The following is a 12,965-nucleotide window of genomic DNA, read 5'->3' on the forward strand; positions in this document are numbered from 1 at the left end:
GATGTATTTGTTTCGTCTGGCCATGGCCAGCCTGGCTAACCGCCGCTTTACCGCGATCCTCACCGCGTTCGCCATCGCGCTTTCAGTCTGCTTGTTGCTCGCGGTGGAACGGGTGCGCGTTGAGGCACGCAACAGTTTCGCCAGCACCATCAGCGGCACCGACCTGATCGTCGGCGCGCGTTCCGGCTCGGTCAACCTGCTGCTGTATTCGGTGTTTCGCATCGGCAACGCGACCAACAATATCCGCTGGGACAGCTACGAGCACTTCGCCGCCAACCCCCAGGTCAAATGGGCGATCCCGATTTCCCTCGGCGACTCCCATCGCGGCTACCGGGTGATGGGCACCAACGAATCCTACTTCGAGCACTATCAGTACGGCCGCAAGCAAAACCTCGAACTCGCCAGTGGCCGTGCCTTTGCCACCGACCCGTTCGAAGTGGTGCTCGGCGCCGAGGTGGCCGATGCCCTGCATTACAAGCTCGGCGACAAGCTGGTACTGGCCCATGGTGTGGCGGTGGTCAGCCTGGTGAAACATGATGACAAACCGTTCACCGTGGTCGGTATTCTCAAACGTACCGGCACGCCGGTGGACCGCACGTTGCACATCAGCCTGGGCGGCATGGAAGCGATCCATATCGACTGGCACAACGGCGTGCCGGCCCAGGGTAAAGGCCGTATCAGCGCCGACCAGGCGCGCAACATGGACCTGACTCCGCAGGCCATCACCGCCTTTATGCTTGGCCTGAACAACAAGATTTCCACTTTCGCCCTGCAACGGGAGATCAATGAATTCCGTGGCGAGCCGATGCTCGCGATCTTGCCGGGCGTGGCGTTGCAAGAGCTGTGGAGCATGATGGGCACCGCCGAAAAAGCGCTGTTCGTGATCTCGCTGTTCGTGGTGCTGACCGGCTTGATCGGCATGCTCACGGCGATCCTCACCAGCCTTAACGAACGCCGCCGCGAAATGGCGATCCTGCGCTCGGTGGGTGCACGGCCGTGGCATATCGCGACGTTGCTGATCTTCGAAGCCTTCGCCCTGGCCCTATCCGGCGTGATCGCAGGCGTGGGCCTGCTGTATGTGTGCATCGCCGCGTCGCGCGGGTATTTGCAGGCCAATTACGGGCTGGACCTGCCGATGTCATGGCCAAGCGAATATGAATGGACCCTGCTCGCCGGTATCCTGGCTGCTGCGCTGTTGATGGGTAGCGTGCCGGCCTGGCGCGCCTACCGACAATCCTTGGCCGATGGCCTGTCCATACGTTTATGAGGAAGGCTTCGATGCGTCGTGCCCTGTTCGCACTGTTGTTGCTGGTGGTCGTTCCGGCCTGGGCGGATGAGCAGCCCAAGGATTTGTCCTGGCAAGAGATGATTCCGCCGGACGCGCCGCCGGAAGTCCCCAATATGAAACCGCTGCATGACCTGTCGAACATGGCCGACGCCCTGGCCGTCGAAGCCGCGCCCGCGGCCAAGCAGGACTTGCCCAATGCGCCGGTGGTGCAGAGCCTCAATGGCCAGCACATCCGCCTGCCGGGCTATATCGTGCCGTTGGAAGTCAGTGAGGAAGGCCGCACCACCGAGTTTTTGCTGGTGCCGTATTTCGGCGCGTGCATCCACGTACCGCCGCCGCCGTCGAACCAGATCGTGCATGTGAAAAGCGAAGTCGGGGTAAAACTCGATGAGTTGTACCAGCCGTACTGGATTGAAGGCGCGATGCAGGTCAAGCCGTCTACCAGCGAACTGGCCGACGCCGGTTACCAGATGGAGGCCGAGAAGATTTACATGTACGAGCTGCAGGAATAACCCTGATCGCCCTTTCATTGAGCTGAGTCAAAAGACCAGACGGAACGATCTTTACCATTGGACGTACAACTTTTAAACGTCCTTTGGAGCTCCCATGAACAAGTCTCTGCTCGGCGCGTCCCTCTTCGCGCTCGCCCTCGTCGCCCCCCTTGCCCACGCTCACGAAGCGGGCGACATTCTGGTTCGCGCCGGTGCTATCACCGTGAACCCGAAGGCCGACAGCAGCACCGTCAAGGTTGACCAGGGCCCGCTGGCCGGCGCCAATCTGGGCGGCAAGGCGACCATGAGCAGCGACACCCAGCTGGGCCTCAACTTCGCCTACATGCTGACCAATCACGTGGGTATCGAACTGCTGGCCGCCACGCCGTTCGAGCACGACGTGAAGATCAAGGGCACCGCCCTCGGCGCCGCCAATGGCAAGCTCGGCACCCTGAAACACCTGCCGCCGACCCTGAGCGTCGTGTACTACCCGCTGGACAACAAGTCCGCCTTCCAGCCGTACGTCGGCGCCGGTATCAACTACACCTGGATCTACGATGAACACGTAGGCAGCCGTGCCCAAGGGGCTGGCTTCAGCAACTTCAAGGCTGAGAACTCGTGGGGGTGGGCTGCGCAGATCGGCGCGGACTACATGATCAACGACAAGTGGATGATCAACGCCCAGGCGCGCTACATCGACATCAGCACCAAGGCGACCGTGGAAAACAACGCCGTGGCGCCGGGCACACGTGCCAAGGTCAATGTGGACGTCGACCCGATGGTTTACATGGTGGGTATCGGTTACAAGTTCTAAGCAACATCACATAACACATGTGGGAGGGGGCTGGCCCCCGATAGCGGTGGATCAGCCAACGAATCTGTTGACTGGCACTCTGCTATCGGGGGCAAGCCCCCTCCCACATTTGGGTTTTGTGTTGGATTCAGCTGTGGCGGTAGAACCGGTCTAGCAACGCCGGCAACCCCGCTCGCCACGCCCGTGGCTTGATGCCAAAGGTATGCAGGATTTTCTTGCAGGCCAGCACCGCGTGTTGCGGCTCATCCGCCGCGTCCGGCCGGGCCGCGTGGGCCTGGGCGGTGGGTGATTCAATCGCCAACGGGTGGAAATTGCGTGCTTCGGTCAGAATCGCCTGGCCCAGCGCCAGCGGCGTGGTGGCCTCCTGGCCGGCGTAGTGGTAAGTGCCCCACAGCGGCGCCGCGCAATCGAGTTGCTTGAGCACTGAAATGATCACCCGCGCCGCATCATCCACCGGCGTCGGGTTACCGCGTCGGTCATCCGCCATCAGCAACTCGTCGGTGTTCTCGGCCCGGGCCAGGAAGCGCCCGAGAGTGCCATCAACGCTGTCATCCAGCAGCCAGCCAAAGCGCAGCAACACATGCTGCGGGCACGTGGCGCGCACACTCTGTTCGATACGCCACAACGCCTGGCCGCGCAGGCCCAGGGGCACCGGCTCGTCCTTTTCGCTGTAGGCGGTGGCACGGGAGCCATCGAATACGCGGTAGCTGGACGGTTGGAGCAAGGTGATGTTGTGGTGTTGGCACAGTTCGGCCAGGCGTTCGATGGCGAACTCCTGGGAAGCCAAACGGGTTTCGCTGACGGCTTCGGCCTGGAACCAGTCGAAGTAGTAGGCGAGATTGATCAAGGCATCGGGACGGGTGTCGTCGAGCAATTGGGTGAGGCTCGCGGCATCCCAGCCGTCTTGGGGCGGTTTGGGTGCGAGGAAACCGATGTCTTCCTCTGCACCGAGGCGAATCAGCGCCTGCCCGAGGGCATTCCCGCCGCCCAGTAACATAAGGCGCATTCGCATAGATTGAGCAGGCCCGGTCTGTTTGGAACGTTGGCTATGGTCGGCAGGCCCATGGGCCTTGCCGCTGGCAGTTGCCAGAATCGTTGCATTTTGCGGGTTTGTAGCGCAACCGTCACGGATTAAGTGTCTTGACATCGGGCTCTGCCGGCGCGTGCTCCAGCGCCGTACGCTGAGGCATCATGACCTGCTGTGGATAAGTCTGCGCGAAGTGCACCTCGGGGCAGTTATCCACAAGCTTTTTCAGACGCTGATTAAAGGCACGACTGACAGCATATTGCCCACCCGACACTGTGCGGAACTGCGCCGTGAGCACCACACCATTGAGGTCCATCCTGTCGACACCAAACACCTCCAGCGGCCCTTGCAGGTTGTACTTGAGGAACACATCGTCGCGGATCGCCTGACCAGCTTCACGAATCAACTCCACGGCCTTGTCCACATCGGTGTCGTAGGTGAACTGCACCGAGAAGAACGCATAGGCAAATTGCCGCGACTGATTGGTGACAGCCTTGATCTGTCCGAACGGCACCGAATGCACAAAACCCTTGCCGTCGCGCAGGCGCAGGGTGCGGATGGTCAGGCCCTCAACGGTGCCGGCGTGGCCGGAGTCAAGCACCACCCAGTCGCCGATGGACAGCGTGTCCTCAATGATGATGAACAACCCGGTGATCACATCCTGCACCAGTTGCTGTGAGCCGAAACCAATGGCCAGGCCGACCACACCGGCACCCGCCAGCAGCGGTGCGACATTGATGCCCAGGTTGGCCATGGTGGTGATCGCGCAGATGACCACCAGAATGATCTTCACCGCATTACGCACCAGCGGCAGGATGGTTTTCACCCGCGTGCTCGGCTGGCGGTTGGAGCGTTTGTTCACTGGCGGTTTCAGCGCTTCCTGGATCGCCGTGTCGAGCACCACCCAGAACAGCCACGTCATCAGCAGGATCAGGCCGATGCTGCTCAAAGAGTCGCTGATCGCCCGTCCTATCGAGTTGCGCTGGGCAAACTCGAACAACGACACACCCCAGATCCGCCCGAGGATTTCGATAAAGGCGATGGCCATGACGATGCGCAGGATCGCGTGCAACAGACTGAGGAAACGTTCCTTGTAGGCGCTGCTGCGCTGGATCGCCACCTGGCTGCGAGACTTGAACAGGTGCTGCAGCACGGTACTCAGGAACACGGTGCCAATCAGCAGAATCGTGGTGAACAGCGCGCAACGCAGGGCTTTCTGGTTATCGTCACCGGCACCGATCAAGTTGATGGCCGAGACCAGCACCATCAACAGAATCGGCCAGTACCACAAGCCGGAAAACACCCGCAACGATTGCTGCAACGCCGGGTGTTTAAGGCGCTGAGCCAGAGGTCGATTGCGGATCAGGTGGGCGACCGGCCGACGCAGGCGCACCACCAGCACGCCGAAGATCACTGCCGCGAACAGCCCGGTAAACACCGCGATGCTACTGGTGATATTACCGCCCAGTTGACGGGCGATTTGTGGGCTGGTCAGGGCATCGCTGAGGGCGGCGAGGAAGCCGATCAAGAACAGCGGCTTGGGGCAATAATCGCGAATAATCTGCACTGCCGGGCGCTTGTGACCGACGTTGAACATGACAATGACGCACAACAGCATCGACGTGGAAAAAATGCCGCTGCTGGTGGCATAGGCAAAACACAGCGCCAGCGCACGCCCCACTGAAGTGGGCAGAAAGTGACTGACATAAAGGGTCAGCGGCAAGCAGATCAGCGCCGGGATCGTGTAGGGCACCACATACCCGAGCACCGCGTGCAAGCGCTTGCGCTGTGCAACAAATGACCGTCGCCCCAGGCGCTGCACGATAAACCGCCCCAACAGCGTCAGTACGGTAAACGCGCCGACCCACACCCCGGACAGCAGCAGGAAATTTCCGGCCACGGTCCACGGCGAACGTTCTGACGTTTGGTTAACCAACCGCCCTACTTCATCCGCCGCCCTGTCCGCACGCAGGCGCCAGGCGTCGATCAGGTTCTGGTTGAGGTCGAGCTTGTCCTGCACGTCGTCGATGCTGGAGCTGATCGCACCCAGCAGACCGCCTTCTACCAGCAACTCCGGCTTGGCCGGCGCCTCGGGTTCAGGCGCCGCCGCCGCGGCGTGCAGTGCGCCACTGCCGCAACATAGCAGCGCACCCAGCAGTAAAGCAGTCTTGAGATTGAGCAAAACACCGGGCTCCTTACAGAAGGGTCTGTAAGGAACTGACGGGTTTCAGCGAGGATGGTTCACTTCAGGTCGACATTCAGGCTCGGCGCGCCAAACGCTACCAACTGCGCGTTGGAACCAGCGAAATAGCCTTTCCAGAAGCCTTCCAACGCTTGGATAGTCTTGCCGGAACGATACGCCTGCTTGACATCCTTGGTCACCAGCGCCGCTCCGGCCACATAGACGCGCGCGCCCTGCAGGTCGGCGAACAGACCCTTGTCGGCCACACGCTTGAGCTCGGCGTCGGGTTGCAGGTCACGAATCCGGTTGTTGGCGTAGAAGCTGCCGAAATCGCTGTTTTCCAGCATGTCGGAAATCAACAACACCACACGTTCCTGGGCCGGTTGCTGGCCCAGGTCGTTGCCGATATCACGCAACGACTGGAAGATTTCACTGCGTGCAATGTCTTCGGACGCTTCACGCAGCGTGGTCACAAACACCTTGCCAAAGGTCTTGTTGAAAAAGCTGCGCTGCTCGGCAAGGCAGGTGTCGAAGGTGCGCAGCGATTGCATACCGACCCGCTCGCGGACCTTCTCGTCGATGCCCTGGTTGAGTTCACCGGCAAAGCGCAACTGCATGAACTGCCCCGGCAGAAACGCCGAGAAGCTGTACAGCCGGACCTTGTCGCCCGGTTGTACAAAGCGCTGAATCTGGGCCCAGGTGGACTTCTGAATGACCTCGGGCATCGGGATCGTTTGATCGATGATCACTGTCAACTCGCGCCCCGCGGCCACGGGCCGAAACTCGGCGACCTTGGCGTAGGGGTAGCAATCCGGAATGTCATTGCGCTCGCCTGCCATCGCCATCAAGGGCGCCAGCAACAGGGCACAGAAAAAGCGCGGGATCATCATTCAGGCACCTGTGGCGTCAAAGTCTTTAAGCAATTGCTGTTCGGCACGCAGCGCCAGCACATCTTCCAGTGCGTGGCCTTTGACACGGCTGATCGTTGCCAATTGTTCTTCGCTGTAGGCCGTCAGGTCCTTGCCGCGCAGGGCATCGAGACCCTCCGAGGCAGCAACCGGCGTCTGCACGGGGGCTGCTACAGGAGTTGGAACTGGAGCCGCGACTTCCGCTACCACCGGTGCAGCAGGTGCAACCGGAACACTGACGGGTTTGGCCACCGGTTGCGGATTGCCCGGCAACGCCTGTTTGCGCGCTACGAAGGTCTCGAAGCTGCGATTGTGCGCCGTGGTCAACGCCGCCTGCTGCTGGGCGTTGGTGGTGGTGCGCCCGGCGAGCTTGAGCTGCAACTTGCTCAGTTTGTGATCGGCATGGGAGGCAATTTCCACGCGCTGGCTCTGCATCCAGTTTTCCAGGGCTTCGCCGCTGGAAAATTTGTGGGTGTGTTCCCAGGCGGTCTTGGATTCGACCCCGGCAAACCCGAAGATCGACGCCAGCCAGATGCTGGTGATCTGGATCGCGATGTAGATCACCGATAGCACAATGAAGGTGATCAGCGAGGCTTTGCGGATCGCGTCCATCTTGTCGGTCAGGGTTTGCTTGTCGGCCTGATCGTTGATCGCCGCCGAATCGGCCGGCAGTTCGAACGGGCTGGCCGAGTCGTAATTTTGCTGGGCAAAGGCATGGGGGCTGCCGACCATTTCGGTCTCGATGCTTTTGAGCTGCATGGTGCGGATACCGAACGCGGCGATCGCGATAATCGCGATCCAGATACCGGTGGTGATCATCCAGCCACGGCTCGGCGTCACGGTGTGGTTGGTGTTGATGCGCGCCAGGATGCGGTTGTAGTCCTTGCCGTCTTTATCGCTGTCGGTGTGTTTGATGCCGATGCCCGGCAACTCCTTGAGCTGGTTCGGGCGGTCGCTGTCGCTGTCGTTTTCCCACCAGTGGCGTGCCTTGCTGATCAGCGCGTTCTTGTGCGCGGCGCGGCCAGTGACTTCGGCCAGGATCGCCGAGGCGACCGCCAGCAAGAAGGCGAACAACCAGCCCATCCAGCTTTGATCGTTGGCCGACAGGTTCTGGTTGATAAAGGGCACCAGCACGTAGGCGAAACCCACGGCCTCGAACATGATCAGCATAAAGATCAGGGCAAACACCCAGAACGGCCGCTCGCGGCGCCCGCGCTCACCGATGGTGCGCAGGTAGGATTCGCTCTTGTTGAAGAAATCGACATCTTCCGCGCCGATTTTTTCATAGCGCGAGTAGTACGCGTCGCACAGCTCGCTTTCGGATTTCGGCCAGCCGTGGGCGTCAAGCATCAGGCTCTGCTTGGACAAGCGCGCCACCTTGCCGATCACAGGCACGCCGTGCCACACACGCATGACGAAATAACCCACCTTGTCCCAATACGCTTGAATCAGGATGGCCGCCAGCAATGTGGAGATCACCAAGCCGGTGATTAGTTTGTTTGCCCAGAGCAGGGCCGTCAGCGCATTGAAGCTGAAGTCTTCCATGGTGTATGTCCTTGAGTCTTACGCGCGAATCGGCACGAAACGGGTAGTGAAAGCTTCACGGCTGCGCGGGTAGAACAACGCACCGTCCGTGGCTTCGGAGTTTTTCTTGCTGAACACCACGTCGATACACGACACCGGTGCCTTGGGGTCTTGGATGAATACGCGATAGAGCACCAGTTCTTCACCTTCGTAGGTGTTGGCCACGGCTTTGCTCTTGATCGATTTGCGGTTGCCCTCTTTGTAATCCTTGACCACTTCGATGAAGGGCTGGCGGTCGACGCTGGCGCCATCGCGCAGGATCGAAACCGGCGACAGCGTCACCAGGTGGCCATTGACTACGTTGGCCCACACGCGGTTGTTGTAGCCCGGCAGGTATTCGGTGGTGACTTGGGTGTCGAGCGCCTTGCCGCTGGCGAGGTTGAACACTTTGCCGGTTTCACGCGGGCGGTCGGCCTCGCAACTGCTGTTGGGCAGGTCGCTGGCGTGGGCACTGCTGACTAGGGCGAAGCCGGCCTTTTTCGGCGCGATGCCTTGGGCCAGGGTCCAGCGCGTGTCGCTGGCAGGCGTGCCACCGAAGTCGACCAGCGCGGTGCCGGCGTCAGCGGGTTGGCTCTGGGCAGCCGGTTTGGTTGTGACGGCAGGCTTGTTTTTCGGCGCGCTGGCGACGGTACGCACGGGCTCGGTCGAGGTGCCGTGCGTGAGGTATTTGGAGTTGTTCTGTTCGGCGTTGACGCGCTTGACCAGCATGTTGCGGTCGGTCACTTCAACGATCTCAACCCGACGGTTCTTGCCGCGTTGCTGCACGTCGCTGTTGTCGGCGATCGGCCGCGAAGCCCCCGCGCCCTGGAAGAACATGCGCTGCGGCGCGATGCCTTGCTCGGCCAGGATCGACGCCACAGCGCGGGCGCGCTGCTCGGACAATCGCTGGTTGGTGGCGGCGCTGCCGGTGGCGTCGGTGTGGCCGACGACCAGAATCGCCGCTTGGCTGTTCTGGCCCTGCTTGGGCGCAAACGCGGCGGCCAGCTTGCGCACCTGGCGCTGACCGTTGGTGCTCAACTGCGCGCTGCCGGTGGCGAACATGCCTTCATCCTGCACCTGGGCGACGATGCCCGCCTCGGTCGGCGCAGGGGCTCGGGTGGTGCCGGTAGCCACGTCCTGGCTTTGCAGGGTTTGCACCTGAATGTTCAGGTTCTCTTCTTTGGCAATCCGCTCCAGTTCCTGCAAGCGGTTCTGCCACAAGTTGCCCGCCACACAACCGGCCGCCGCGCCCACGCCGCCGCCGACGATGGCCTTTTTGGCGTCGCCGGTGATCGCGTACGTCAAGCCGGCGCCGAGCAATGCACCCCCGGCGCAACCAATGGCCGTGCCGTAGTTTTTGCCCGCATCGTTAAGCGTCGCGCAGCCGCTGAGCGCCACGGCGCCGGCAAGCAGGCTGATTTTTCGGGTAAAGGAGGTATTCACTTGATGGGTTCCGGCCTTCATGAAAAGAGCCGCCGACCCACTGCCAGCGCCAGAAAAGCGCCAACTGCATCATCCATGAACAGGCCCTGCACAATCGTTGAATGGGGTAGATAGCGCGGGATTGGATCACGTCACTGATGGCAATTCAACAGCATTTGTAACTCTATGCGTCCTCCAGAACCGTCCGTAGGACGCTCGAAACTTTCTCCAGCCACCGGCAGTCAGCCCTTACATGAAGCATTGCGCCACTCTTCACAGGAATACACATGACTGCGATCCCAGACTGGGTGCCCGTAACCCCCAGCGTCGCCATCACGCGCTTTACGGTGCTGACGGTCAATATCCACAAGGGCTTCACGGCCCTGAACCGACGCTTCATCCTGCCCGAGCTGCGCGAAGCGGTGCGCAGTGTGGGCGCGGACATGGTGTTCCTGCAGGAAATCCACGGCACCCACGAGCGCCATCCGCAGCGCTACAGCGACTGGCCGAACATGCCGCAATACGAGTTTCTGGCCGACAGCATCTGGCCGCAGTTTGCTTACGGGCGCAACGCGGTGTATCCCCATGGCGATCACGGCAATGCGTTGCTGTCGAAATTCCAGATCGTGAGCTACGACAACCTCGACATCTCCCAAAGCGGCCATGAAAACCGTGGTTTGCTGCATTGCGTGTTGCGCCTGCCGGGCAACGGGCAGGAAGTGCATGCGATCTGTATTCACCTGGGCTTGCGCGAGGTGCATCGCCAGCAGCAATTGCGTTTGCTGGAGCAGCGCATCCGCGAGATTCCCGCCGATGCACCACTGGTGGTCGCCGGCGATTTCAACGACTGGCGCCAGCGTGCCGACCTGAGCCAAAGCGGCCTCACCGAGGTGTTTGTGCACGCCCTTGGCAAACCGGCGCGCACCTTTCCAGCTCGCCTGCCGTTGCTGGCGCTGGATCGCATTTACGTGCGTAACGTAAAGGTGCACAACCCCAAGGTGCTGACCACCCGGCCGTGGTCGCATCTGTCAGACCACGTACCGCTGTCGGTGGAGATTGAGCTATGAACATTGCCGTCGAGCACATTTCCACCGACCAACCGCCGGATGAAACCAAGGCCCGCGACCTGGATTACGGCTGGCAAAGCGGCAATCAGGTCGAGTTGCTGGAAAACGGCGAAGCGTATTTTCCCAAGGTCTTCGAAGCGATGCGCCAGGCCCGGCGCGAGATCCTGCTGGAGACCTTCATCCTCTTCGAAGACAAGGTCGGCCATGAGCTGCAAGGCATCCTGATCGAGGCCGCGCAGCGTGGGGTCAAGGTGGTGGTCAGCCTGGATGGTTTTGGCTGCGGCGAGCTGAGCCCGGCGTTTCTCGGTGAACTGGCCGAGGCTGGGGTGACGGTGCAGATGTTCGATCCGGCGTCCAAGACCCTGGGCATTCGCACCAACTGGTTCCGCCGCCTGCACCGCAAGATTGTGGTGGTGGACGCCACGGTGGGGTTTATCGGCGGGATCAACTTCTCTGCCGATCACTTGGGGGATTTCGGCCCCGAGGCCAAACAGGATTACGCGGTGCAAATCACTGGCCCGGCGGTGGCCGATCTGCACCACTTTGCCCTGGCGCAAAGTGGCCGTCAGGTGCGCACGCGGCGCGGTTGGCGGCGGCGCCAGCAACGGCCTTCAGCGTGGTCGAACGAGCACGGCGACGGCCTGGTGCGCCTGATCTACCGCGACAACCTGCAACATCGTGACGACATCGAAGAAGCGTATATCCACGCCTTGAGCAAGGCCCGACACCGAGCCGTGATCGCCAACGCGTATTTCTTCCCCGGCTACCGCCTGCTGCGGGAAATCCGCAACGCGGCGCGCCGTGGTGTGCAGGTGCAATTGATCATGCAGGGCCAACCCGACGTACTGCTGGCCAAGCTGGCGGCGCGCATGCTCTACGACTATCTGCTCAAGGACGGCGTGGTGATTCACGAATACTGCCAGCGCCCGCTGCACGGCAAGGTCGCGCTGGTGGATGACGAGTGGAGCACGGTGGGTTCGAGCAACCTCGACCCGCTGAGCCTGGCGCTGAACCTGGAAGCCAATGTGTTGATTCGCGACCGCGCGTTTAATCAGCAACTGTACGAGCGCCTGCAAGCACTCAGTCAGAATCACTGCCAGACCATCCCGGAAAACCGCAAGCCACGCCTGTGGTTGTGGCGATTGACCGTCGGCTTTCTGGTGTTCCATGTAATGCGCCACTTCCCCGCGCTGACCGGCTGGTTGCCGGCACACAAGCCACGTTTGAAACCCTTCGTGCATGAGGGCCAGCGCCATGACAGCTGATCGTTTCAAGCGTTGGAAGAAGCCACTGACCATCGTCTTCTTCCTGCTGCTGATCGTGCTATTCACCCTGCTCGCCCGCCGGATCGACTGGAGCGAGGTGGTCCAGACACTCGGTGAGTTCAAACTGCGCACCTTGCTGATCGCGGGCGCGTTGACCCTGTGCAGCTTTATCGTCTACGCCTGCTTCGACCTGATCGGCCGCACCTACATCCGCCAGCCGTTGCGCTGGAAGCAGATCTTGCCGGTAGGGATTATCAGTTATGCGTTCAACCTCAACCTCAGCGCGTGGGTTGGCGGCATCGCCATGCGCTATCGGCTGTATTCGCGGCTGGGGGTGAGCAGCAGCAATATCGCCAAGATTCTCGGCCTGAGCCTGGCCACCAATTGGTTTGGCTACATGGCGTTGGCCGGCGCGGTTTTCAGCAGCGGGCTGGTGACCATGCCGCCGGGCTGGAAACTGAGCAGCGGCGCGTTGCAAGGGGTGGGCGTGTTGCTGGTGTTGGCCAGCCTCGGCTACCTGGCCGCCTGCCAGTTTTCGAAAAAACGCGCGTGGTCGATCCGCGGCATTGAGATCAACCTGCCGTCGCTGCGCATGGCCTGTTTGCAACTGGCGTTGGGCGCGTTGAACTGGTCGCTGATGGCGGCGGTAATTTTTACCCTGCTGCCCGCCAAGTTGGACTATCCGCTGGTACTTGGGGTGTTGCTGATCAGCGCGATTGCCGGTGTGCTCACCCATATTCCGGCGGGGCTTGGGGTACTGGAAGCGGTGTTTATCGGGCTGCTGCAACATGAGGCGTCGCGGGGCAGTTTGCTGGCGGGGTTGATTGCGTACCGGGCGATCTACTTTATCTGCCCGCTGCTGATCGCCTTGGTGATGTACGTGGGTGTAGAAGCCAAGGCCAAGGCGTTGCGGGTAAAGAAAACACCCGCCTGAACGG

Annotated in this window: 11 protein-coding genes; 6 read left to right on the forward strand and 5 right to left on the reverse strand. The window is 61.2% G+C overall.

Translation table 11 applies throughout. The features are described from left to right. Position 1 precedes the first annotated feature (1 nt). The 3 genes from NDJ82_RS09020 to NDJ82_RS09030 all read left to right on the forward strand — a co-directional run bounded on the left by NDJ82_RS09020 (position 2) and on the right by NDJ82_RS09030 (position 2,593). On the forward strand, positions 2-1,267 hold the full coding sequence (locus tag NDJ82_RS09020) for an ABC transporter permease (RefSeq protein ID WP_092358194.1): 1,266 nt from the start codon (positions 2-4) through the stop codon (positions 1,265-1,267). An 11-nt stretch (positions 1,268-1,278) separates the two neighbouring features. Then, positions 1,279-1,800 carry a DUF3299 domain-containing protein gene (locus tag NDJ82_RS09025; RefSeq protein WP_099584623.1) on the forward strand — a complete coding sequence of 174 codons (522 nt, stop codon included), beginning with the start codon at positions 1,279-1,281 and terminating at the stop codon, positions 1,798-1,800. Positions 1,801-1,894: 94 nt separating this feature from the next. Beyond that, positions 1,895-2,593, forward strand: a complete 699-nt coding sequence (locus tag NDJ82_RS09030) for an OmpW/AlkL family protein (protein ID WP_099584622.1) — start codon at positions 1,895-1,897, stop codon at positions 2,591-2,593. Between the two features lie 127 nt (positions 2,594-2,720). Here NDJ82_RS09030 and NDJ82_RS09035 read toward each other — a convergent pair whose 3' ends face one another. The 5 genes from NDJ82_RS09035 to NDJ82_RS09055 form a co-directional block, all read right to left on the reverse strand. Then, positions 2,721-3,605 (reverse strand): sugar nucleotide-binding protein, encoded by an 885-nt coding sequence (locus tag NDJ82_RS09035; protein ID WP_099584621.1) that lies wholly within the window; start codon positions 3,603-3,605, stop codon positions 2,721-2,723. Between the two features lie 112 nt (positions 3,606-3,717). Next, the gene (locus tag NDJ82_RS09040; RefSeq protein WP_250925333.1) at positions 3,718-5,802 is read right to left on the reverse strand and encodes a mechanosensitive ion channel family protein; all 2,085 of its coding nucleotides are present in this window, start codon (positions 5,800-5,802) and stop codon (positions 3,718-3,720) included. A gap of 59 nt (positions 5,803-5,861) precedes the next feature. After that, positions 5,862-6,692, reverse strand: coding sequence for a hypothetical protein (locus NDJ82_RS09045; RefSeq protein ID WP_099584619.1), 831 nt, complete (start codon positions 6,690-6,692; stop codon positions 5,862-5,864). Then, on the reverse strand, positions 6,693-8,255 hold the full coding sequence (locus NDJ82_RS09050) for a hypothetical protein (RefSeq protein WP_250925334.1): 1,563 nt from the start codon (positions 8,253-8,255) through the stop codon (positions 6,693-6,695). A gap of 18 nt (positions 8,256-8,273) precedes the next feature. Continuing rightward, positions 8,274-9,716, reverse strand: a complete 1,443-nt coding sequence (locus tag NDJ82_RS09055) for an OmpA family protein (RefSeq protein WP_198426410.1) — start codon at positions 9,714-9,716, stop codon at positions 8,274-8,276. 266 nt (positions 9,717-9,982) lie between these two features. On the opposite strand from NDJ82_RS09055, the gene NDJ82_RS09060 reads away from it, so the two are divergent. From NDJ82_RS09060 to NDJ82_RS09070, 3 genes are read left to right on the forward strand one after another with little or no spacing between them, the layout of a single operon-like run. Beyond that, a complete protein-coding gene (locus NDJ82_RS09060; RefSeq protein WP_099584617.1) occupies positions 9,983-10,762 on the forward strand; it encodes an endonuclease/exonuclease/phosphatase family protein in 780 nt (259 codons plus the stop codon). Beyond that, positions 10,759-12,027: a cardiolipin synthase ClsB gene (gene clsB, locus NDJ82_RS09065; RefSeq protein WP_191947536.1), complete on the forward strand. Its 1,269-nt coding sequence runs from the start codon at positions 10,759-10,761 to the stop codon at positions 12,025-12,027. The genes NDJ82_RS09060 and clsB overlap by 4 nt, the downstream gene beginning before the upstream one ends. Then, positions 12,017-12,961, forward strand: a complete 945-nt coding sequence (locus NDJ82_RS09070) for a lysylphosphatidylglycerol synthase domain-containing protein (protein WP_112196876.1) — start codon at positions 12,017-12,019, stop codon at positions 12,959-12,961. The genes clsB and NDJ82_RS09070 overlap by 11 nt, the downstream gene beginning before the upstream one ends. Positions 12,962-12,965: the final 4 nt, after the last annotated feature.

This window comes from Pseudomonas sp. SR18 (assembly GCF_023701505.1).
GTDB lineage: Bacteria > Pseudomonadota > Gammaproteobacteria > Pseudomonadales > Pseudomonadaceae > Aquipseudomonas > Aquipseudomonas cyclaminis.